The 19,090-nt window shown below is 62.9% G+C and carries 25 protein-coding genes; 16 read left to right on the top strand and 9 right to left on the bottom strand.

The window, feature by feature from the left end; translation table 11 throughout:
- Positions 1-418: phosphotransferase (locus tag NKJ35_RS30180; RefSeq protein WP_352651258.1), on the top strand; the 418-nt coding region annotated here is incomplete at its 5' end.
- Between the two features lie 27 nt (positions 419-445).
- Here the strand turns inward: NKJ35_RS30180 and NKJ35_RS30175 are convergent.
- Positions 446-913 (bottom strand): carboxymuconolactone decarboxylase family protein, encoded by a 468-nt coding sequence (locus NKJ35_RS30175; protein ID WP_352651257.1) that lies wholly within the window; start codon positions 911-913, stop codon positions 446-448.
- An 85-nt stretch (positions 914-998) separates the two neighbouring features.
- Here NKJ35_RS30175 and NKJ35_RS30170 point away from each other — a divergent pair, with 85 nt between their 5' ends.
- From NKJ35_RS30170 to NKJ35_RS30150, 5 genes are all read left to right on the top strand, one after another.
- On the top strand, positions 999-1,670 hold the full coding sequence (locus tag NKJ35_RS30170) for a TetR/AcrR family transcriptional regulator (RefSeq protein WP_254820301.1): 672 nt from the start codon (positions 999-1,001) through the stop codon (positions 1,668-1,670).
- Positions 1,671-1,674: 4 nt separating this feature from the next.
- Entirely contained in the window at positions 1,675-2,286 is a 612-nt protein-coding gene (locus NKJ35_RS30165) for a hypothetical protein (RefSeq protein WP_352651255.1), read from the top strand.
- The gene (locus NKJ35_RS30160; protein ID WP_352651254.1) at positions 2,283-3,131 is read left to right on the top strand and encodes a 23S rRNA (adenine(2030)-N(6))-methyltransferase RlmJ; all 849 of its coding nucleotides are present in this window, start codon (positions 2,283-2,285) and stop codon (positions 3,129-3,131) included. Before NKJ35_RS30165 ends, NKJ35_RS30160 begins: the two co-directional genes overlap by 4 nt.
- A gap of 124 nt (positions 3,132-3,255) precedes the next feature.
- Positions 3,256-3,708, top strand: coding sequence for a hypothetical protein (locus NKJ35_RS30155; RefSeq protein WP_352651252.1), 453 nt, complete (start codon positions 3,256-3,258; stop codon positions 3,706-3,708).
- A gap of 125 nt (positions 3,709-3,833) precedes the next feature.
- Complete coding sequence (locus tag NKJ35_RS30150) at positions 3,834-4,586, top strand: sulfite exporter TauE/SafE family protein (protein ID WP_352651251.1); 753 nt, start codon at positions 3,834-3,836, stop codon at positions 4,584-4,586.
- 38 nt (positions 4,587-4,624) lie between these two features.
- On the opposite strand, the gene NKJ35_RS30145 is transcribed toward NKJ35_RS30150, so the two are convergent.
- Entirely contained in the window at positions 4,625-5,260 is a 636-nt protein-coding gene (locus tag NKJ35_RS30145; RefSeq protein ID WP_352651250.1) for a TetR/AcrR family transcriptional regulator, read from the bottom strand.
- A 62-nt stretch (positions 5,261-5,322) separates the two neighbouring features.
- Between NKJ35_RS30145 and NKJ35_RS30140 the strand changes: the two genes are divergently transcribed.
- The 3 genes from NKJ35_RS30140 to NKJ35_RS30130 all read left to right on the top strand — a co-directional run bounded on the left by NKJ35_RS30140 (position 5,323) and on the right by NKJ35_RS30130 (position 7,856).
- Positions 5,323-5,853 carry a DinB family protein gene (locus NKJ35_RS30140; protein ID WP_352651249.1) on the top strand — a complete coding sequence of 177 codons (531 nt, stop codon included), beginning with the start codon at positions 5,323-5,325 and terminating at the stop codon, positions 5,851-5,853.
- 495 nt (positions 5,854-6,348) lie between these two features.
- Entirely contained in the window at positions 6,349-6,768 is a 420-nt protein-coding gene (locus NKJ35_RS30135; protein WP_352479251.1) for a hypothetical protein, read from the top strand.
- A 491-nt stretch (positions 6,769-7,259) separates the two neighbouring features.
- Positions 7,260-7,856, top strand: a complete 597-nt coding sequence (locus NKJ35_RS30130; RefSeq protein ID WP_352479252.1) for a glutathione S-transferase family protein — start codon at positions 7,260-7,262, stop codon at positions 7,854-7,856.
- Between the two features lie 77 nt (positions 7,857-7,933).
- Here NKJ35_RS30130 and NKJ35_RS30125 read toward each other — a convergent pair whose 3' ends face one another.
- A complete protein-coding gene (locus NKJ35_RS30125; protein WP_254820293.1) occupies positions 7,934-8,584 on the bottom strand; it encodes an outer membrane protein in 651 nt (216 codons plus the stop codon).
- Between the two features lie 419 nt (positions 8,585-9,003).
- On the opposite strand from NKJ35_RS30125, the gene NKJ35_RS30120 reads away from it, so the two are divergent.
- The 5 genes from NKJ35_RS30120 (at position 9,004) to NKJ35_RS30100 (ending at position 13,285) form a co-directional block, all read left to right on the top strand.
- Positions 9,004-9,780, top strand: a complete 777-nt coding sequence (locus tag NKJ35_RS30120; RefSeq protein WP_352651247.1) for an SDR family oxidoreductase — start codon at positions 9,004-9,006, stop codon at positions 9,778-9,780.
- Positions 9,777-11,855 (top strand): excinuclease ABC subunit UvrC, encoded by a 2,079-nt coding sequence (gene uvrC, locus NKJ35_RS30115; protein ID WP_352651245.1) that lies wholly within the window; start codon positions 9,777-9,779, stop codon positions 11,853-11,855. Before NKJ35_RS30120 ends, uvrC begins: the two co-directional genes overlap by 4 nt.
- Positions 11,856-11,955: 100 nt before the next feature.
- Entirely contained in the window at positions 11,956-12,552 is a 597-nt protein-coding gene (gene pgsA, locus NKJ35_RS30110; protein ID WP_254820290.1) for a CDP-diacylglycerol--glycerol-3-phosphate 3-phosphatidyltransferase, read from the top strand.
- 1 nt (position 12,553) lies between these two features.
- Positions 12,554-12,811 carry a molybdopterin converting factor subunit 1 gene (moaD, locus tag NKJ35_RS30105; protein ID WP_352507910.1) on the top strand — a complete coding sequence of 86 codons (258 nt, stop codon included), beginning with the start codon at positions 12,554-12,556 and terminating at the stop codon, positions 12,809-12,811.
- A gap of 3 nt (positions 12,812-12,814) precedes the next feature.
- Positions 12,815-13,285, top strand: a complete 471-nt coding sequence (locus NKJ35_RS30100; protein WP_352651243.1) for a molybdenum cofactor biosynthesis protein MoaE — start codon at positions 12,815-12,817, stop codon at positions 13,283-13,285.
- Positions 13,286-13,303: 18 nt separating this feature from the next.
- Here the strand turns inward: NKJ35_RS30100 and NKJ35_RS30095 are convergent, their stop codons facing one another.
- Entirely contained in the window at positions 13,304-13,798 is a 495-nt protein-coding gene (locus NKJ35_RS30095; protein ID WP_352651241.1) for a DoxX family protein, read from the bottom strand.
- Between the two features lie 5 nt (positions 13,799-13,803).
- Complete coding sequence (locus NKJ35_RS30090) at positions 13,804-14,604, bottom strand: HvfC/BufC family peptide modification chaperone (protein ID WP_352651239.1); 801 nt, start codon at positions 14,602-14,604, stop codon at positions 13,804-13,806.
- A 196-nt stretch (positions 14,605-14,800) separates the two neighbouring features.
- On the opposite strand from NKJ35_RS30090, the gene NKJ35_RS30085 reads away from it, so the two are divergent.
- Together NKJ35_RS30085 and NKJ35_RS30080 are read left to right on the top strand one after the other, a co-directional pair.
- Positions 14,801-15,568, top strand: coding sequence for a YbaY family lipoprotein (locus NKJ35_RS30085; protein ID WP_352651237.1), 768 nt, complete (start codon positions 14,801-14,803; stop codon positions 15,566-15,568).
- Positions 15,569-15,762: 194 nt separating this feature from the next.
- Positions 15,763-16,032, top strand: coding sequence for a hypothetical protein (locus NKJ35_RS30080; RefSeq protein ID WP_254820285.1), 270 nt, complete (start codon positions 15,763-15,765; stop codon positions 16,030-16,032).
- Between the two features lie 73 nt (positions 16,033-16,105).
- On the opposite strand, the gene NKJ35_RS30075 is transcribed toward NKJ35_RS30080, so the two are convergent.
- From NKJ35_RS30075 to bluB, 4 genes are all read right to left on the bottom strand, one after another.
- On the bottom strand, positions 16,106-16,714 hold the full coding sequence (locus tag NKJ35_RS30075; RefSeq protein WP_352651235.1) for a class I SAM-dependent methyltransferase: 609 nt from the start codon (positions 16,712-16,714) through the stop codon (positions 16,106-16,108).
- A 264-nt stretch (positions 16,715-16,978) separates the two neighbouring features.
- Positions 16,979-17,401: a nucleoside-diphosphate kinase gene (gene ndk, locus NKJ35_RS30070; RefSeq protein ID WP_023677669.1), complete on the bottom strand. Its 423-nt coding sequence runs from the start codon at positions 17,399-17,401 to the stop codon at positions 16,979-16,981.
- A 243-nt stretch (positions 17,402-17,644) separates the two neighbouring features.
- Positions 17,645-17,941 (bottom strand): DUF1905 domain-containing protein, encoded by a 297-nt coding sequence (locus tag NKJ35_RS30065; RefSeq protein ID WP_352479261.1) that lies wholly within the window; start codon positions 17,939-17,941, stop codon positions 17,645-17,647.
- Positions 17,942-18,095: 154 nt separating this feature from the next.
- Positions 18,096-18,731, bottom strand: coding sequence for a 5,6-dimethylbenzimidazole synthase (gene bluB / locus NKJ35_RS30060; protein ID WP_352507903.1), 636 nt, complete (start codon positions 18,729-18,731; stop codon positions 18,096-18,098).
- Between the last annotated feature and the right edge of the window lie 359 nt (positions 18,732-19,090).

Genomic DNA, 19,090 nt, shown 5'->3' with positions numbered 1-19,090 from the left:
GGGGGGCCGCAGCCCCCGGGCCCCCGCCGGGGGGGGGTGGGGGAGGCCCATTGCCGCGGGAGGGCAGGGGCCGCCGGTCTGGGTCCATGGCGACGTCGCCTCGGGCAATCTACTCGTCGAAGATGGCAAGCTGTGCGCGGTGGTCGATTTCGGTAGTTCGGCTATCGGCGATCCTGCCTGTGACCTGGTGATCGCGTGGACGGAATTTTACGGCGAGAGCCGCCAGGCGTTCCGCGACGCCATTGCCCTTGACGAGCACAGCTGGGCGCGCGCTCGGGGCTGGGCGTTGTGGAAGGCGCTGATCGTCGCTTCGGGACATGACGGCAATCAGCGCGAGGCGGAAAAATCGTGGCGGGTCATCAATGAGGTGCTGGCGGATCACACAAACAGTCAGAGCGGGAGGGCCAATTCAGTTTGAACGGATCCCGCTCTAATGACGAGCGCATTACTGGCCGCCCATCTCCTTCTTGAATGTATCGAAATCGACCTGCATGCCGTTGAAGATGGTGCTCCAATGGCGGGTCAGCGCTGAAACGGCGACCGCCTCCTGGATCTCCTCGTCGGTGGCGCCGGCCCGCTTGGCGTCCTGCGTGTCCGACCAGATACAGTAGTTGCACGGGATTTGCGCCGCCACCGCCAGCGAGATCAGCGACTTGACTTTCGGCGGCAGCGCCGTCTTGTCGCTGAGCTGGATAGCCTTGACCTCGGCCCATGCACCGGGCAGACCGGCTTTCGGGAACTGCTTTACGAAACCGGGCACCCCGCCCATGGTCGACTGGATGTCCTTGACGGTTGCGTCATACTCATCGGCATTAGAAGGAGTTGCAGCCAGCGTCAGCACACAGGCGGCGGCGAGCAGGCAGGCACGGCGGATGGAAGAATGCGTTGATGAAAGAGTACGATAGACAGACATGACGTTCTCCTCTGGTGTTTGTAGACCTTACGGTGTAAGGTAATGTCGAAAATGAACCTTACAGTGTAAGTTGTCAAGCGGCACCATGGACACATCGATCAAAAAAAAGCGACCGCGCGGCAGACTGTCTCGCGAGATGATCGAGGCTGCCGCTTTGAAGGTGATCGAGAGCGAGGGCCTCGCCGGTTTTTCGATGCGCAAGCTGGCGACTGCACTCGGCTGCGAGGCGATGAGCATCTATCACCACTTTCCTTCGGTGGCGCATCTCTTCGAAGCGTTGGTGGACCGGCTGATCGGCTCCCTCGAAATGCCCGACACGGACCTACCTTGGCGACAAAGGTTGCGCATCGCCGTGCAGGATTTCCGCCGCGTCGCGCGTGAGCACCCGGCTTTCGCCAGCTTCTTCGTTACCTACCGGATGAACTCGCCGACCTGCCTTGCGTGGCTGAACGGCATCCTCGGCCTGTTCGAGGCCGGCGGCTTCGGACCGGAACTTGGTGCGCGGCTGTTCCGTACCACCGGCTATTATCTGATGGGTGCCATCCTCGACGAGACTGCCGGCTATGCGAAGGGGCCTTCGGCCGTGACCACGGTCAGCGATGAGCAACTGGCGCAGGATTTTCCAAAAGTAGCTGCGGCCGGGCGTTATTTCGGCACCGCCGAATTTGACCGGACGTTTGATCTCGGCCTTGACATGCTCCTGGACGAAATGGAGCGCGCCCGCGACGGCACCAGCGCGCCGAATACCGGGTCTTGACCTCATGCGCTCTCTGTTCGCCCTGATACTGCTCATCGGCACCGGCATCGGCGTCGTCTATCCCTGGGCGATGACCAATTTCTCCGGCCGTGAGATCGGCACCTGGAGGGTTTACGACCAGGGCCGGTTCAAGCCAGTGACGGTGGCCCTTAGCGCACGCGACGGGCCGCTACGCGTGCTGGTCGACCTTACGGCAAGAGCCGAGCGTATCGTCTCGCAGCAGCGCACCGTGTTGACCCTTACTGCCGCCACCGCCGGCAGGACGGTGCTTGCCTCGACGCTGCAGTTCAACCATTCCGACAATCCTCGGCAGGTCAGTCCGCAACTGCCGGACAGGATCTTTCGCGACGAGGCGGGCCTGATCCCGACGGTTACCGCCGGCCCCTACATTTTCACCGTTGGTCCGGGCGACGCCGAGGGCATTCCGATGCGGGCCGTCGACCTCGTCCTGCGCTCGGCTGCCGGCGAGATCGACCGCCGAGCGCGGCCGGTCGGTTTTTCGCTGATGGCGGCCGGCCTGGCCGGGCTGGTGCTGGCATTCCGTTTCGGCGGCCGTCGGCCGGAAAATCCGAACTCGCAGCCGCCACCGCCTCGCTGGGGCAGGGGCTCCAATTGAACTATCGCCACGCCTACCATGCCGGAAACTTCGCCGATGTCGTCAAGCATGTCGTGCTCAGCCGGCTGATCGAATATCTGAAGCAGAAGGACAAGGCGTTTCGGGTCATCGACACCCATGCCGGGATCGGCCGTTACGATCTGTCCTCGACCGAAGCGCAAAAGACCGGCGAATGGCAAGGCGGCATCGGCCGGCTGGTCGATGCGGCCCTCGATGCGCCGGCGGCAGCACTGCTGGCGCCCTATCTTGAAGCCGTCCGCTCGCTCAATCCGGACGGCGGCGTGAAAAAATACCCGGGTTCGCCGCTGATCGCTCGGCACCTGATGCGCAAGCAGGACCGGCTGTCGGCGGTCGAGCTGCATCCCAAGGATGCCGCCAGGCTGAAGTCGCTGTTCGACGGCGACTTACAGACCCGGGTGATCGAGCTCGACGGCTGGCTGGCGCTCGGCGCGCATCTGCCGCCAAAGGAGAAGCGCGGCCTCGTCCTCATCGATCCGCCTTTCGAGGAAGAGGGCGAGTTCGGTCGCTTGGTCGACGGGCTGCAAAGGGCCCATCGGCGCTGGCCAGGAGGGATTTACGCGCTCTGGTATCCGCTCAAGGACCGCAAGGCGGTCGCCGCCTTCCGCAAGGCGCTGAAGCAGACGGGCGTTCCCAGGCTGCTCGACATCGGTTTTGAGATCAGGCCGGCCTCCGTCGAGCCGAGCCTCGATGGCTGCGGCATGGTGGTGGTCAATCCGCCCTTCACCCTGGAGGGCGAGTTGCGGACGCTGCTGCCGGCGCTGCACCGGCTGCTTGCTGTCGAGCAGCCATCGCATTGGACGCTGGACTGGCTGGCGGGAGAGTAGTTTGAGATGCGGTCCTTGCCGTTCCCTCAGTGCAACCGCGTCACCACAACCATAGTCGCTACAACCGCTTGACCGCGCGTCAGCGAATCCGCACAGTGCGCGCAGTCGACCTTGAGAGGCTGCCATGACTCGCTTCGCCCAATCCGCCCTTGCCGTACTGCTCGCCGTTTGCACGCCGCTGGCTGCGCCTCTTGGCGTTACTCAGGCGGTGCAGGCCGCCGACCTTGCAATCTATACTGACGAGGACAGCGGCGTGTGCGGCGAGGCCTGGGTGCTGAACAAAATCACCGACCGCTTCTCCTATCAGGTGCATCACGTGCCGCATCTGCCGGATGTGCAGATCGTCGACTTCCAGCGCATCCACCAGCATCGCTATCTGCCGGCCGACGACATCTGGCCGATCGGTCGCCGTTACTGCGGCGCCACCGTCAGCCTCTCCGACGGTCGCGCCCGCACCATCTGGTACTTGATCGAGGAAGGCCAGGGCTTTGCCTCGATCGGCGACAATGTCGAATTCTGCGTGTCAGGCTTCGACCGCTGGATGGTCTACAACGGCCGCTGCCGCGTCCTGCGCTGATCGCGCACTCGCTGATTCCGACTTTTTAGCACCGGCCACCTGATCGACCGTCACCGTTTCCATGCGGCGCAGCATTCGCGGGAAGCGCGATCTGCTGTCACGAGTTTGCGGGGAAACAGCACCACATGGATTTGCTTGTTTATACTGTTGCTCTCGGCGCGGTCGTTGCTGGCTTCGTCCAGGGGCTTTCCGGGTTCGCTTTCAGCCTGGTTGCCATGTCGATTTGGGTTTGGACCGTGGAACCCCAACTGGCTGCTGCCATGGCGGTCTTTGGGGCGCTCACCGGTCAGATCATCGCTGCCGTCACCGTCCGCCGGGGTTTCGACCTCAGGCTTCTGCTGCCCTTCCTGATCGGCGGGACCATAGGGATTCCGGTCGGCGTCGCCATTCTGCCCTTGCTGGATGTGCAGTTGTTCAAGCTGGTCTTCGGCGCGCTGCTGGTCGTTTGGTGTCCCTTGATGCTCTTTGCGCGTCGCCTCCCTCCCATCACGGTCGGGGGTCCTGTTGCAGACGGTGCAATAGGTCTGGTCGGTGGCATCATGGGTGGACTTGGCGGCTTCACCGGCCCGGTTCCAACGCTGTGGTGCGTGCTGCGCCAATGGGAAAAGGACAGGCAGCGTATTGTCATCCAGAATTTCAACCTTGTGACCCTCTCCATGACGATGGCCGCCTATCTTGCGGCCGGAAAGATCAAGCTCGAAATGCTGCCGATGTTTGCCGTCGTCGCGCCGGCGATGTTGATACCGACACTCCTTGGCGCGAGACTCTACATCGGCATCGGCGAGGCGACTTTTCGAAAGATCGTCCTCACACTCTTGGCCGCATCAGGTGCGGCATTGTTGGCATCGTCCCTGCCGCACCTCATAAGCCGGCTTTGAACGAAACACAGAAATCCCGACTTCCGCCGTGCCATGCGCTATCGACCGGTACGGCCCGCTCCCGATAGATAGGCGCAGATCAGTTCGACGAGTTGCTTTTGCAGCTCCGGCGCGGCGAGCATGTTCCGGCGTGCCGCGTTGTGGATCACACCTTCGATCGCCGACGACAGCACCCGCGCCACGGTCTCCATGTCGGCGCCTTTCCTTGGCTTGCGATAACTGGCGACAGCAGTCGCATAGTGATTGAGGTATTGTGCCTGGAACGAAGCATGGGCGGCCCTGGAGCCACGATCGCCAGGCGCCTCGTCGAGCAGCACCTGGTGTAGTGTCGGGTGAACGCTGTGTGCCGCGATCATGCCGCGCACCAGCCCCTGCGCGAATGTCCTGAGCGGCTTTTGATCTTCCGCCGAATCGCGAATGACCGACAGCACATGATCGAAGTGACGGCGCCGGACGGCTGCGAGCAGGGAGAGCTTGTCGGGAAAATACTGGTAGAGCGTGCCGATGCTTACACCTGCTGTCTCGGCCACCTTGTTGGTGGTAAAGCCGGCCCAGCCCAGCCCGCTCAGAACATGAGCCGCTGCCTCGATGATCGCCTCGACGGTTGCCCTGGAACGCGCCTGGCGCGGCTGCTTGCGCATGCGCGGATGCGGTTTTGCAATGCGAGTAGACACGCCCGCTCATTCTCCTGAAAATATAAACAACATACTCGCATTTCCGGAAAAGGACACCGACCATGAGTGCGCTCGCTCTGCTTCGCAGCCTGTTTGCCTATCAGGCCTGGGCCAATGACGAACTGCTGGGAAAGCTCGCGAGTCTCGACCCGCATGTTCACGGCAAGGAACGGCAGGCCGTGATACGGCTCGTCGATCACAGCCATGTGGTGTCGCGGATATTCTCGGCGCACCTGGTTGACGCAAGCCATGGCTACTCCGCCGACACCACTGAGGACACGCCGGCGTTCGACGAACTTCGCGCCGCGGTCGCAGCGACCGATCGCTGGTATCTCGATTATCTCGAAACCGTTTCGTCGCGGCAGCTGTCCGAGTCCGTCGCCTTCGTGTTCACCGACGGGGATAAGGCATTGATGTCGCGACAGGAAATGCTGATCCACGTCGTACTGCACGGCGGCTATCATCGCGGTGAAGCGGGGCGCATCCTGGCACAGATTTCCGTCATGCCGCCATGGGATACCTTCGCCGTCCATCTCCACAGGGCCGAGCCTTCGCGCCGGCTGCAGATGAGCCGTGAGCCGCTCGGCGCCTGAACGGCCAAGCGCTTTCGATCACGCGGTCGGCTCGACCGGATCTATCGAACGATATCCTGTCCTTCAGAAATGTGAGCTGTCTGCTTACTTTCATCGCGTCGTGCAAGATAGTGCAGCGGCGTGCTCGTCGCGTTGCTTCCTACTTACCTGTAGTTTATCTTTTCGAACAAGACGAGGCGGGCGACCGCCTTCGTTCTGGACAATGTTCGCGCTGAGCGTCGGACGTTGAAGCGCAAAGCTGGTCGAAAAAGGTCCTGAGCTTGACGAGAAGACCGGTCGAGATAGAGCGGCCAGAATTTCTGTCGCAGAACTTCACTGCGGGAGACAAAGATTCGCAGCCGGTTTTTGCGCGGGTAAAATGGTCGTGCGCTCGCCGTAACCGAAACTTAAGCTGCAAAAATCATTCTAATGCTTCGCTGGCTAGCAAGCCGCGAGTCAGATATGCAATGCGCGCCGGGTCAATAACGGCCGTCGGCACAACGGAAGGGGCATGATATGGCTAAGCAGTCATCCAAGGCGCCGGCATCCAAGGCACCGGCAAAGAAAGCACCAGCAAAAGCAGCCGCGGCAAAGGCCGCAACTGCTGTGAAGAAAGCGGCACCCGCTGCCAAAGCGAAGGCCGCCGCGCCTAAGGCAAAAGCAGCGCCGGCCAAAAAGCCGGCCGCCAAGGCGGCGGCAAAACCGGCCGTGAAGAAAGCAGCACCTGCCAAGGCAAAGGCAGCACCGGCCAAGGCTGCACCGGCAAAGAAGGCGGCACCGGCCAAGAAGCCGGCTGCAAAGGCCGCCGCGAAACCAGCTGCGAAGAAGGCAGCACCGGCAAAGGCCGCCGCTGCGAAATCTTCTGCGGCAGTGAAGAAAGCAGCGCCCGCGGCCAAGCCGAAGGCAGCGCCCGCAAAGGCGAAGGCCAAGAAGTAGTCGCCGCCCTGCTACCGTCGGGGACAATACTCAAGACAGTCAGGGCGGGATGCCGGACAGGCGCCTCGCTTCTTGGTTGACGGTCGGGCAGAACGAGAAAGAGGCGGGAGGAAGACGTCTTTTCGCAGCTCCCAGGACTTCGCCATGCGGCGAAGTCCGGTGGGATTTTTCTGGCTGCCAAAGGCCAACCTTCGGTGCAAGGCCGAGTTGGTAGCCAATCGGATTTGGATTGTCCGACCCGCTCGCGTCTGCCGCCGCACTGCGGCTTATCGCATCGCGATTGACGTCGAGACAATGGTTGTACGCTGGCGGCGCGGTTTTCCGCCTCTGGCCGTTGATGAACCCTGCATGATCGGTCAACAGTGCCCACGCACGAGCCCCTGTCGGAATCGATTTTCGGTGAGGGTCATGCGCGAAGTCACAATGCTACCGCGTCCTTTTGCGTGTCCAACGGGGCATATGGAGCTGTAGCCGGCAAACAGGAATCGACAATGCCCAGACTGCTCTACGCGTCTACTTCCCCCTACAGTTCCAAGGTGCGCATGGCAGCACTTTATGCTGGCATCGCGGTCGATCTCGTGCCGATAAAGACCGAGGAAAGGCCGGCCGAACTGATCGGCGCCAATCCGCTCGGCAAGATCCCGGTGCTGGTGCTCGATGACGGCCGCTCGGTCCACGACAGCCGCGCCATCACCCAGCATCTCAACCGGATGTCGAAGAACGCATTGTTTCCGCGCAATCCCGACAGGCGCCTTGAGGCGGAGGTGCTGGAGGCATTGGCCGACGGTATCTGCGACTGCGCGCTGTCGATGGTCTATGAGCGGCGCACGCGGCCGGAAGAGATGGTCTACCAGCCTTGGCTCGAGCGCCAGTGGACGAAGATTTCGGCCGCGCTCGATCTGCTCAACGCCAACCCGCCGAAGCTGCCGAAGAAAATCACCCTGGGCCAAATCGCATTGCGCGCCTGCCTTGGCTATCTCTCGCTGCGCTTCGCCGGAAAATGGGAAAAGGGCCGCGGCCGGCTGACGCGCTGGGCGGCACGCTTCGACGAGAAGTTCCCGGAACTGAAGCCCGCCATCCCGGCTTGAAGGCGGGCGGCCTCAACCGGTGCCACAAAAAAAGCCGGGCGCGAGGCCCGGCTTTTTCGTGTCGTGGCTTGGACGACTTAGAACTTCATACCGACGCCGAAAGTGACGCGATTGTCGGTCGACTTGACCTTGCCGATACCATCGAAGTCCTTCCTGCCGAAGTCCGTGTAACGATACTCGACACGGCCGAACACATTGTCGGTGATCTTGATGTCGGTACCGACGCCGGCTGTCCAGCCGAACTGCGTGTTGGTGTCGCTTACGCCGGCAGCTTCAATCTTCTGGTTCTTCAGCGCGCCGCCGGCGGTGCCGTAGAGCAGGATGTCCGGGCTGACGGCATAGCCGAGGCGGGCACGCAGCGAGCCCTCGAAGCCACCCTTGGCCTCGATGCCGGCATCGTCGCCCTTGACGCCGTTGTAGCCGATATCGGCTTCGGCACCGTAGACGAAGTTCTCCTGCTGCCAATTATAGCCGCCGAAGACGCCGCCGACGAAACCCTTGGTGTCGACGTCGACGCCAATGTCTTTGGCTTTGGCGTGGCCAGCGAAGCCGTAGCCGACGCTCACACCGGCATAGGGACCGGCCCAGGATGCGACCGGAAGTTCTGCAATCGGGGCAGGTGCCGGCGGCTCTTCCTGAACCACGTCCGCGGCATAGGCGGTTCCGCCGAGGGCGAACAGCCCAAACGCCACCGCGAGCGGTCGCGCAAATTTAAGATTGGCTTGCATTGTTCTTTACTCCTTAAGCCACAGGACACAGGCTTGTTGTTTATGAGCGCCCTCAACCCGTCCGGGGGGTGAAACGGATCCGGCGTTCAACGGTTCCAAATGTCGTGTCGAAATGCGGCTGAAGCGAACCTGAACTTGGGTCATTCCCTGGCACGAATGAGGCAGAACCTTGACGTTGCATCTTCGCAACAGCCAATGTCAGCAGGTTCGCCGTGCTGCACTGCACTCAGCTTGGTGTAAGGGCTCCAGCGCCCTATATTGCGGGCGGGCTGGTCCGAATTCCGGTCGAGCCAGAACGCCCACCGGCCACTTTGCCACAATCCTGCCCCAGGTGGAAATGGGATTTAACGCTTGGCGGGCCATAATTTGCCGGCGCGATCCCGGCAGGTCGGAATCGGCATCGGATTAAGGATTGACAGATGAGCAAGGTCGCCGCGACGGCACTGGTGACGGGCGGGGCGAAGCGGATCGGCAGGGCGATCGTCGAGGACCTTGCCGCGCATGGTTTTGCCGTCGCCATTCACTGCAATCGCTCGCTGGCCGAGGCGGAGGCACTGGCGGCCGAAATCAACAGTGGTCATTTTGGTCGACATGGCCAGGCCGCAGTGGTTGCTGCCGACCTGACTGACATGAACGCGGTCGGAGACCTAGTCGGCCGCGCGGCGGCGGCGCTCGGGCCGGTGTCGCTGCTTGTCAACAACGCCTCGCTGTTCGAGCACGACAGTGTTGAGGATTTCGACTGGCCGGCCTGGGATCGCCATTTCGCCGTGCATGTCAAGGCGCCGGCGCTGTTGACGCAGACTTTCGCCCGGGCCTTGCCGCAGAACAGTGAGGGGCTGATCGTCAACATGATCGACCAGCGCGTCTGGCGCCCGACGCCGCGTTATTTTTCCTATGCGCTGTCGAAGTCGACATTGTGGGCGGCGACCGAGATGATGGCGCAGGCGCTGGGTCCCCGCATCCGCGTCAACGCCATTGGTCCTGGCCCGACCTTGAAGAACACGCGCCAGCACGACAGCGATTTCGATGCCCAGATTGCCGGGCTGATCCTGAAACGCGGCCCGGAATTGCCGGAATTCGGTGCCACCGTCCGTTATCTGTGGGCGGCACGCTCGGTCACCGGCCAGATGATTGCGCTCGACGGCGGCCAGCACCTTGCATGGCAGACGCCCGATGTGACAGGCATGGCGGAATGAGCCCCATGGACCAGAAACAAAAAACGCGCGGTGGCGCCGACGACCTGCCGCCCGAAATCGACCTCGAGGACGAGGCGGCCGAAGAGGTCGTCGAGCCTGCGGCCGGCGGTCCGGACGTCACCTTCACCGCCATCGACTGGACCCCGCATGCCGGCGACGCCGACGGCATGGTCGGCGCCGAGGTGATCCAGACGCTGGTCAAGCGGCTGCCCAATGCGCCCGGCGTCTACCGCATGATGAATGCCAACGGCGACGTGCTCTATGTCGGCAAGGCACGCAGCCTGAAGAAGCGGGTCACCAGCTACGCGCAAGGCCGGTTCCACACCAGCCGCATCGGCCGCATGGTGCGCGAGACGTCGACGATGGAGTTCGTCGTCACCCGCACCGAGATCGAAGCGCTGCTGCTTGAAGCCAACCTCATCAAGCGCTTGCGGCCACGCTTCAACGTGCTGATGCGCGACGACAAGTCGTTCCCCTATATCCTGTTGACCGGCGATCATGTCTCGCCCGGTATCTACAAGCATCGCGGCGCGCGCTCACGCAAGGGAGACTATTTCGGCCCGTTCGCCTCGGCCGGCGCCGTCGGCCGTACCATCAACTCGCTGCAGCGCGCCTTCCTGCTCAGGAGCTGCACCGACTCCTTCTATGAGAACCGCACCCGGCCTTGCCTTTTGTTCCAGATCAAGCGCTGCGCCGGCCCATGCACCGGCGAAATCTCGCATGGCGATTATGCAAGGCTTGTCGCCGAGGCGAAGGATTTCCTTTCCGGCCGCAGCCAGAAGGTGAAGACGGAGATCTCCGCCGCCATGCAGCAGGCTTCGGAGAACCTCGATTTCGAACGCGCCGCCATCTATCGCGACCGGCTGGCGGCGCTGTCGCATGTGCAGAGCCATCAAGGCATCAATCCGCAGACCGTAGACGAGGCCGATGTCTTCGCCATCCATCAGGAGGGCGGCCAGGTCTGCATCCAGGTGTTCTTCTTCCGCACCGGCCAGAACTGGGGCAACCGCGCCTATTTTCCCAAGGCCGATCCGGCGCTCGAAGCCGGCGAGGTGCTGGGATCGTTCCTCGCCCAGTTCTACGACGACAAGCCGACGCCGCGCACCATCCTGTTGTCGCATGGCGTCGAGGACCAGGAATTGCTGGCGGAGGCGCTCTCCACCCGGGCCGGCCGCAAGGTGTCGATCTCGGTGCCGCAGCGCGGCGAGAAAAAGGACCTGACCGACAATGCGCTGCAGAATGCGCGCGAAGCGCTCGGCCGGCGGCTGGCCGAAACCTCAACTCAGGCGCGGCTGCTCACTGGCTTTGCCGAGACCTTCGGCCTGGAAAAGCCGCCGGTGCGCATCGAGGTCTATGACAACTCGCACATCATGGGCACCAACGCCGTCGGCGCCATGGTCGTCGCCGGGCCGGAAGGGTTTGTGAAGAACCAGTATCGAAAGTTCAACATCCGCTCGACCGAGATCACGCCGGGCGACGATTTCGGCATGATGCGCGAGGTGATGCAGCGGCGCTTCTCGCGGCTGTTGAAGGAACATGGCCATGCCCCGCAAACCGAGGGCACGGGCGAGGCGAGCCCTACCGAACCGGGCGACGATATCGAGGACGCGGGCGGCTTCCCCGCCTGGCCCGACGTCATCCTCATCGACGGCGGCCAGGGCCAGATGACGGCGGTGCGCAAGATCCTCGCCGATCTCGGCATCGAGGATCGCGTTGTCGCCATCGGCATCGCCAAGGGTCAGGACCGCGATGCCGGCCGCGAACGCTTCTTCGTAAAGGGCAGGGCCCCATTCTCGCTGCCCGTTCGCGATCCGGTGCTCTATTTCGTCCAGCGACTGCGCGACGAGGTCCATCGCTTCGCCATCGGTTCGCACCGCGCCCGCCGCAAGAAGGAGATGGTCAAGAGCCCGCTCGACGAGATCAGCGGCATCGGCCCGGGCCGCAAGCGCGCGCTGCTGATGCATTTCGGTACGGCCAAGGCGGTCAGCCGTGCCGCCGTCGAAGACTTGGTCAAGGTCGACGGCATTTCCGAACAGGTGGCGAAATTGGTCTACAATCATTTTCACGAGAGCTAAGACTTATTGCCGATATTTCGGCTGGCTAATCGATTCTGGCCTGTTGACCCCCCACATTCGCTTCTGATTTGACTAAGCAGGCAGAAAGAGTTCCCAAAACATGTCCCAGCGCGCGTTCAACCTGCCCAACATGCTCACTTACGCCCGCATCCTGGCGGTGCCGCTGGTGGTGCTGTGCTTCTTCCTGGAGGGGCATCTGAAATCGAGCGACTTCGCGCGCTGGTCGGCGCTCATCATTTTCCTGCTCGCCTCGATCACCGATTACTTCGACGGCTATCTGGCGCGCGCCTGGCAGCAGACCTCCAACATCGGCAAGATGCTCGACCCGATCGCCGACAAGCTGCTGGTCGCCACTTGCCTGCTGCTGCTTGCCGCCGACACCGACCGCCATGCCGGCATCGCCGGCTGGTCGCTGTGGGCGGCGATCATCATCCTGTGCCGCGAGATCCTGGTCTCGGGCCTGCGCGAATATCTGGCGGCTTTGAAGGTCTCGGTGCCGGTGACGCAACTCGCCAAATGGAAGACCACCATCCAGATGATCGCCATCGCCTTCCTGCTTGCGGGCCCGGCCGGCGACAAGCTCTTTCCGCTGACCACCCAGACCGGGCTGGTGCTGCTGTGGATCGCCGCCCTGGTGACGCTCTACACTGGCTACGACTATTTCCGCGCCGGCCTCAAGCACATCATGGACGAGTAGCATGTCGACGAAGCTCATTTATTTCGCCTGGGTGCGCGAGCGGATCGGCAGACCGGAAGAAGACGTCGAGTTGCCGGCCGGCATCGAAACGGTCGCCGACCTGTTGCGCTGGCTGAAATCGCGCGGCGAGGAATACGAGCACGCGCTGCAATATCCTGACGTGATCCGCGTCGCCATCAACCAGGAACATGTCGAGCACCGCGAAAAGATCGCCGGCGCGCGCGAGATCGCGCTGTTCCCGCCGATGACCGGTGGCTGAACCATGTCCGCGGTGGTGCCTGTCGTGCGCATCCAGGCGGAGGATTTCGACGTCGCCGCCGAGATCGCCAGGCTGACAAGGCGTCGCTACGACATCGGCGCTGTGGTGACCTTCTCCGGCCTCTGCCGCGACGAGCAAGGCAGGCTCTCCGCGCTCGAGCTCGAACATTATCCCGGAATGGCCGAAGCCGAGATATCCCGCATCGCGGGCGAGGCAATCGCGCGCTGGCCGCTGCAGGGGCTCACCATCATCCATCGCCACGGCAAGATCGCGCCGGGCGAAAACATCGTGCTGGTGGTGGCCGCTTCCGCCCACCGGCAGGCGGCGTTCGACGCCGCGAATTTCCTGATGGATTATTTGAAGTCACGGGCGCCGTTCTGGAAAAAGGAACACCATAGCGACGGTTCCGAAGGCGGCTGGGTCGACGCCAAGGAGGCCGACGACAAGGCGGCGAGCCGCTGGAAGCGAGACTGACCAGGCTTCCGCGAGCCCTCAACCTTTGTCAGTGCCGATCAGATGATCGAGCGAAATCCGGCCGGGTCCCCAGGCCATGATGCCAAGCGCCATCGCCGCCCAGGTAATGTGCAGCGGCCAGCCGTCCGGCACGGTGAACTCGATGACCAGCGTCATCAGCAGCAACCCGAATGCCGCCAGTCGTGTCGCCAGGCCGATAACAAGGAGAACTGGCAACACGATCTCCGCTGACCCTGAAGCGAACGCCACCAGCGCGGGTGCCGGAAAATCATAAGGACCGCCCGGCAGATGCAATTTGAGTTCCGAGCTGAAAAGCAGCACTGCGACATCGTTCAACTGTAGAAAACCGTCCCATTTGTTGACGCCGGACCGCCAGAACGGGACAGCGAGGGCGCAGCGCAGGACAAGCTGCGTCAGCGATGGCGTCGCGATCGTGCGCAGGGCGGCATTCAGCCTTTCGACGAGAGCGGCGACCCCTCGCGGTTCGGTGCTCGCGTTCTGCCTTTCGCTCATCGTGCTCACCTTTCCTGATGTGCCGTCGTGAAGGCTCCCGCTTCCAGCACGCCGGCAATGTTGGCGGAAAGCTCGAATTCGGCACTCTCCGCAAACGCTGCCGCGGCCGCTGCGCCGAGCGACTCGCCCGCGACCAGATGCGAGATAAATACTGCGCCGCCGGGTGGTAGGTGGCGGACGAAGACCTCGAGGCCGGGCCGCGTGACCAGCGCATCTTCAGCGCCCGTTGCCCGGATCGGCCCAACAGGAGCGTCGTTCCGGTTTGCCGCGAAGACCGTGACTGCCGGGAACCGGGAGCGCGCGATCCGCGTCGCCGGATGCGGCCGCAGCACGGTGTCGGCAAGCCTCTCGCGAGGGATCGACGCCAGTGCCTCAGCCGACAGCGCCTCCGCGTCGGCGGCATGATAGGCATCGAGCCAGGCCCGCTCGATGCGCGCCACGTCGGCCAGCCACGGCATCGACTGCGCGTGTTCGTAGCGCTCGATGAAATCGGGAAAGTCGCGGCCATATTCGAATAGAAGCGGCGAGGTGGGTGGCGTTTCGCGGATGTGAGAGCGCGCCATCGCGCAAAAGAAATCCGGGCCGGTGATGCGCAGCGTCGCTGGAAAGCTGGCGGCCAGCGCATCGATCAGACTGACCGTGACGTTGTTGCGGTAGACGGCATATCGCTTGATCGCAGCCTTCCCGTTCGGCCCCGAGACAGAGTCAGGCGGGGCACGGTCAGGATCGAGCAAACCGGCGGTGAATGCCGCGGCATAGTCAAACCGGCGGCCGAGATCGCTCGACTGGAGCTCATCCTGCGGCATGGGCTTTTCCGAAATAGTCGCCGAGCGTGGACTGAACAGAGTTTGCGGAGCGGCCAAGAAGGCCGACGACAAGGCGGCGGACCGCTGGAAGCGCCCCGCCGTCCAAATAAATTCCTGGGACAGCCATGCCCATACGCCGCCGGCCATTCATTGACCGCAATCCTGCGAAACCCTTTGCCGGAAGGGGAGCAGGATCATGCTGGACAGGATCGCCGAGTTCTTCATCTTCGGACTGGTGCCGCTGGCCGTTGGCATACTTGCCGTTCCGGATCGTTCCGTGGCTGCCGAAAAGACCCTCAAGGGCGAGGTGATGTATCGCGAGCGCATCGCGCTGCCGCCCAATGCCGTGCTTTCCGTGCAGCTTGCCGACGTGTCGCTGGCCGACGCGCCGGCGGCAATCATCGGCGAGCGCAAGGTGGTGCCGGCCGGCCAGGTGCCGATCAAGTTCGAGATCAGCTTCGACCCGCGGGTGATCCGGCCTGATATGACCTACGCGCTGCAGGCGCGCATCACTGTCGATGACCGGCTGCTATTCGTCACCGGTACGCGCCATCAGGTCGACCCGCTCAGCGACGCGCCACAGACCATCATGCTGAAAATGGCGGCGCCGGGCGACGAGCCGGCGGCACCTTCCGTGTTCGGCCAAAGCTGGCTGGTCGAATATATCGACGGCATCGGCGTGATTGCCGAGCCGCGGGCGACATTCCGCATCAGCGAAGCCGGCAAGGCCGGCGGCAGCGGCCCTTGCAACGTCTATTTCGCCACCGCCAGGATAAACGGCTCGACGATCGCTATCAGCGACATCGGCTCGACCTTTAAGGCCTGCGCGCCTCAGGTCATGGCCGAGGAAAAGGCGCTGTTCGAGGCGCTGGCCAAAGCAGCATCCTACCACGTCGACGCCGGTAAGCTTGTCATCGCCGACAGAGACGGCCGCGACATCCTGCGCTTCAATGCCGCGAGCTAGCGCTTAGTCCGCGCCGATTGGCCCGCGCGGCAGCCGCATGTCGATCACGATGTGTTTCAGCGGGAATAGGCCGGGCAGAGGGCGCGTTAGTTCCACATAAAATGGCGGGTAAGGCAAAAGGGACGTTGGTCCCTTCGTTGAAGCCGCCAGAATGGCTGCGGCTCGTTCTGGCCTTAACTCAAAGGAGTCCAGACATGAAAACGCACACGCTTATCCTTGCCGCCACCGGTGCATCGCTCCTTGCCTTCACCGGCCTTGCCAAGGCGGACGACCATCTTGTCAATGCTCTTGACCACGGTCTCAAAGCGGACAGCCAACCGTTCCAGACCAACAAGGCCGGCCATAGCGGCGATCTCGCACCGGGGCAGGGCAGCCCGTTTTCAGGTGAAGAGACCAAAACCCCGTCCACCGACACGGAGGCGGCGAATGAACATGCGAACGTGAAGGAACGCCAGGCCAAATAGGCTGGCAGAACCCCGCCGCTAGGGGCGGCGGGCGACATACATCCTACCCGCGAGGCCGCATCACGAGGCATTCTCAGTTCGTCGCGAGTTTGAATACCGCGCCATAGTGATAGGGCGGCACATCAACCAGCTCGGCGAGCTTGAACCCGCTCGCTTCCACCGCCGCGGTGGTCTGTTCGGGTGACAGCCTCAGCTCGGTCTTTGGCCCGCGCGGCTCGCCCAAGACCGTGGTTTGCTCGCGCGGATACTGGTGCCAGTTGACGATGGCAAAACGACCGTCAGGGCCAAGCGTCGTCCGCACCGCGCGGGCAAGGCGCGGCCGGTCCGGAACGCCATGGAAAGCGTTAGCCATGAAAACGAAGTCGACGGTTTGAGGAACCAGCCCGGCAAGCTCATAGGCGTCGCCCGCCACAAACTCGCAATTGCTCGCGCCTCCCTCGGTCAGCCGCCGCCTGGCGACTTCGAGCATATCTGCATCGATGTCGATGGCGATTACATGACGGGCGACCCTGGCGATTGGCAGCGTGAACCAGCCGTCGCCGCAGCAGAGATCGACCACGTCCGTGCCGGGCTTCATGCCTACTGCCGCCAGGACGCTGGCAGGCTCGGGCCACAGCGCTTCCCACCAGCCGCTGGTTGGCATTTCGGTGCCCTGGAAGAAGCCGGGAATGGTGCTGATCATGGCCTTGTCGGCTCCCCAAATCCTCATTGTCGGGACCGCGTTTGATCCGCCCTCCGAGCTTAACGCACCGGTGACCCGTCGAGGAGCCTGAAGCTGAAAATGTCCGCTACTGCATATCGCGCAGCAGCGTGCAGCGGTTTTGCGATACCGGCATGCATCAAAACAAGAACCTGAAGTGCATCGCATGAGACCGGTCGAACGCGACGCGCTTAGCGAAAAAGGCCGGCGTTGCGCCGGCCTTTTGATGGGGTTCGGAATGCCGGCTTAGCCGACGATCTCGGTATCCGAGAACCAGTATTTGATCTCTTGCGCGGCGGTTTCCGGCGCATCGGAACCGTGCACGGAGTTCTCGCCGATCGACAGTGCGTGCAGCTTGCGGATAGTGCCTTCGGCGGCGCTTGCCGGATTGGTGGCGCCCATCACTTCGCGGTTCTTGGCAATGGCGTTCTCGCCTTCCAGTACCTGCACGACTGTCGGGCCCGACGACATGGATTCGACCAGCTCGCCGAAGAACGGACGTTCCTTGTGCACGGCATAGAAACCTTCCGCCTCGCGGCGGCTCATCCACACCCGGCGCGAAGCGACGACGCGCAGGCCGGCATCTTCCAGTATCTTGGTGATAGCGCCGGTGAGATTGCGACGGGTCGCGTCCGGCTTGATCATGGAAAAGGTGCGTTCGAGCGCCATGGGGTCGTCCTTGTGATGGAGAGTGGAATTGAGGGTGGCGGGCTCTATACAAGCCGCCCGCCGCCTTGCCAAGGGGAGGCCGGCGCAGCGCGCATTTCTGCGCTGGGGCGGCGGACTTTCAAGTCGAACCATGCCGCTGCTCATCTTTTTGTTGAGATCGGATTTTCCGACAACCGGTACCCACTTTGGATCCGACCGACTGGCCGCCCTATAGCGCGTCGTCGTCAGCCTGACCCGACGTCGTCATAACTGCATCTCGATCGTCAGGTTGGCCGTGTCGCCAGCCCCGAGGCCTTCGCGGACCCGCACCGCGGTCTTGATCGGCAAGAGCAGGCTGCCGGATTTCTTGTCGGGAAACAGCGATGTCCGCCATCTGGTCTGGCCGATGACGGCCTCCACGCCAAGCGAGCCCCAGGGCCTTGCCATCCCAACCATCGCCGTCTTGATCCGGGCTCCAAGCTCCGGCGGCAGGGTCACGAAATGCCAGCCGCCCTTGCCCGGATAGACCCAGATCTCGGCCTGCATGTCGTAGCGAAACATTCTATGCACTTCCTCAGGTCAAGGCCTTCACGACCGGCTTTGCCATGGTGTCTTGCTGGCATGCTGACGATCGGCGAACCATCCATGATATCCACAGCCCTGCTGGGGAGGAGTCATTCTTCCCCGCAAGGAGGATGGCAGCGCTGCCATTCCACTACCGCCTTGTCACGATAGACGGCCGCCGCGTTTCCCAGCCTTCCCGTTCCAGTTCCGGCACGCTGTGGTTCTCGCTGGGGTAGCCGATGCAGAAGTAACCGATCAGTGTCCACTCCGGCGGCACGTCCAGGATCGTCGCCATCTCGGCCGGGTCGAGGATCGAGACCCAGCCCATGCCTATTCCCTCGGCGCGCGCCGCCAGCCACATCGTGTGGACCGCCATGACAGCGGAATAGTCTATGGTGGCTGGCATGGTCTGGCGGCCAAGCCCATGCCCTTGCTCGGTTGCGCGGTCGGCGAAAACCGCAAGCTGGCAGGGCGCCTCGTTCAGGCCGGCAAGTTTCAGGCGCCCATACAGCGCGGCGCGTTCACCGCAAAAATTTGCGAGTGCCTCCGCGTTGCAGCGCTCGAAGCATGCCCTGACGGCGGCGCGGCATGTTTCGCTCTCGACGATGACGAAGCGCCAAGGTTGGCTCAGCCCGACGGACGGCGCGGCGCTGGCAAGCTCGAGCAGCCGCTCCAGCGCCCCTTCCGGGAGCGGCGTCGGCTTGAACCGCCTGACGTCGCGCCGCCACAGGAAGAGCTTGGCAAGCCCGGCGCGAAAATCGGCCGGGAACTCTGGGTTTGCGGTCATGGCGCGCTGCCTCTGTTGTGGTTGCCCGGTTCGCCGGTTTTTCGTCTTGTTTGCTTCGATCCGGGCAGTGATGCGGCGCCTCAAGCGACACTTCGTCTACCCGCGTTGTCGCATTTCGCCGGGCGGGAATTCTAATGCATGTCGCGCAAAAGTGTGCAGCGGTTTTGCGGCAACGACAAACAAGTGCATGCCGCGCAAAGGTGTGCAGCGGTTTTGCGGTAACGACATGCATCAAAACAAGAACCTAAAGCGCGTCACATGAGGCCGGTCGAACGCGACGCGCTTGTCTTATGACTTTCATTGCAAAGAGGCGAGAATGAATCGCTGGGAGAGAGTAGCAGCTCTCTCCTCAGCGGCGA

It is taken from the genome of Mesorhizobium sp. M0136, assembly GCF_040322515.1.
In the GTDB taxonomy this organism is placed as follows: Bacteria; Pseudomonadota; Alphaproteobacteria; order Rhizobiales; family Rhizobiaceae; genus Mesorhizobium.
This window is presented reverse-complemented; position numbering and strand designations above follow the sequence as displayed.

What these genes read in the sequence shown, in the direction of transcription:
- NKJ35_RS30175 (WP_352651257.1), bottom strand. Translation starts at nt 913, where the DNA reads ATGTCTGTCTATCGTACTCTTTCATCAACGCATTCTTCCATCCGCCGT.
- NKJ35_RS30170 (WP_254820301.1), top strand. Translation starts at nt 999, where the DNA reads ATGGACACATCGATCAAAAAAAAGCGACCGCGCGGCAGACTGTCTCGC.
- NKJ35_RS30165 (WP_352651255.1), top strand. Translation starts at nt 1,675, where the DNA reads ATGCGCTCTCTGTTCGCCCTGATACTGCTCATCGGCACCGGCATCGGC.
- NKJ35_RS30155 (WP_352651252.1), top strand. Translation starts at nt 3,256, where the DNA reads ATGACTCGCTTCGCCCAATCCGCCCTTGCCGTACTGCTCGCCGTTTGC.
- NKJ35_RS30150 (WP_352651251.1), top strand. Translation starts at nt 3,834, where the DNA reads ATGGATTTGCTTGTTTATACTGTTGCTCTCGGCGCGGTCGTTGCTGGC.
- NKJ35_RS30140 (WP_352651249.1), top strand. Translation starts at nt 5,323, where the DNA reads ATGAGTGCGCTCGCTCTGCTTCGCAGCCTGTTTGCCTATCAGGCCTGG.
- NKJ35_RS30135 (WP_352479251.1), top strand. Translation starts at nt 6,349, where the DNA reads ATGGCTAAGCAGTCATCCAAGGCGCCGGCATCCAAGGCACCGGCAAAG.
- NKJ35_RS30130 (WP_352479252.1), top strand. Translation starts at nt 7,260, where the DNA reads ATGCCCAGACTGCTCTACGCGTCTACTTCCCCCTACAGTTCCAAGGTG.
- NKJ35_RS30125 (WP_254820293.1), bottom strand. Translation starts at nt 8,584, where the DNA reads ATGCAAGCCAATCTTAAATTTGCGCGACCGCTCGCGGTGGCGTTTGGG.
- NKJ35_RS30120 (WP_352651247.1), top strand. Translation starts at nt 9,004, where the DNA reads ATGAGCAAGGTCGCCGCGACGGCACTGGTGACGGGCGGGGCGAAGCGG.
- uvrC (WP_352651245.1), top strand. Translation starts at nt 9,777, where the DNA reads ATGAGCCCCATGGACCAGAAACAAAAAACGCGCGGTGGCGCCGACGAC.
- pgsA (WP_254820290.1), top strand. Translation starts at nt 11,956, where the DNA reads ATGTCCCAGCGCGCGTTCAACCTGCCCAACATGCTCACTTACGCCCGC.
- moaD (WP_352507910.1), top strand. Translation starts at nt 12,554, where the DNA reads ATGTCGACGAAGCTCATTTATTTCGCCTGGGTGCGCGAGCGGATCGGC.
- NKJ35_RS30100 (WP_352651243.1), top strand. Translation starts at nt 12,815, where the DNA reads ATGTCCGCGGTGGTGCCTGTCGTGCGCATCCAGGCGGAGGATTTCGAC.
- NKJ35_RS30095 (WP_352651241.1), bottom strand. Translation starts at nt 13,798, where the DNA reads ATGAGCGAAAGGCAGAACGCGAGCACCGAACCGCGAGGGGTCGCCGCT.
- NKJ35_RS30090 (WP_352651239.1), bottom strand. Translation starts at nt 14,604, where the DNA reads ATGCCGCAGGATGAGCTCCAGTCGAGCGATCTCGGCCGCCGGTTTGAC.
- NKJ35_RS30085 (WP_352651237.1), top strand. Translation starts at nt 14,801, where the DNA reads ATGCTGGACAGGATCGCCGAGTTCTTCATCTTCGGACTGGTGCCGCTG.
- NKJ35_RS30080 (WP_254820285.1), top strand. Translation starts at nt 15,763, where the DNA reads ATGAAAACGCACACGCTTATCCTTGCCGCCACCGGTGCATCGCTCCTT.
- NKJ35_RS30075 (WP_352651235.1), bottom strand. Translation starts at nt 16,714, where the DNA reads ATGATCAGCACCATTCCCGGCTTCTTCCAGGGCACCGAAATGCCAACC.
- ndk (WP_023677669.1), bottom strand. Translation starts at nt 17,401, where the DNA reads ATGGCGCTCGAACGCACCTTTTCCATGATCAAGCCGGACGCGACCCGT.
- NKJ35_RS30065 (WP_352479261.1), bottom strand. Translation starts at nt 17,941, where the DNA reads ATGTTTCGCTACGACATGCAGGCCGAGATCTGGGTCTATCCGGGCAAG.
- bluB (WP_352507903.1), bottom strand. Translation starts at nt 18,731, where the DNA reads ATGACCGCAAACCCAGAGTTCCCGGCCGATTTTCGCGCCGGGCTTGCC.